Source organism: Photobacterium alginatilyticum, from assembly GCF_009910675.1.
Taxonomy (GTDB): Bacteria; Pseudomonadota; Gammaproteobacteria; order Enterobacterales; family Vibrionaceae; genus Photobacterium; species Photobacterium alginatilyticum.
The window spans coordinates 1-362 of record NZ_RSEJ01000398.1 but is presented as its reverse complement, the minus strand read 5'-3'; the positions used below and the strand labels follow the sequence as shown (position 1 = coordinate 362).

Sequence of the window (362 nt, the reverse complement as noted above, 5' to 3'; positions counted from 1 at the left end):
TCCTGGAGCAACAAAACCCATCTTAGGAGACGTGATTTTGCGTCAGGTTTGGAAAAACAGATATTTGAGAGCAGCATGGTGTGTCGTCGTATGCACCCAAAAATAAACCTAAGTTCAACAACTAATAATGTAGTAGTGAAAGTAGGGATCGATCCCACAGAGAATTATTTAGTCTATTCTATTCTACAGTACTGGAAAGTAAAAGGGGGGTTTTTGGTTTTAAAACTAATACTAATTAAAATAAAGAAAACGAATAACATAAAATAATAAGAAAGATAAAAGAGATAAGTACTGGTCTAGCTTAACATCCACCATCGGAATTACTACTGATCATTGATGCAAAGATAATCAATTACGTAAGA

At 34.0% G+C, this 362-nt stretch carries 1 protein-coding gene; it reads left to right on the top strand.

The genetic code is table 11. The annotated features are described in order from the left end of the window. Window positions 1-267: hypothetical protein (locus EIZ48_RS29330; RefSeq protein ID WP_205298671.1), on the top strand; the 267-nt coding region annotated here is incomplete at its 5' end. Window positions 268-362: the final 95 nt, after the last annotated feature.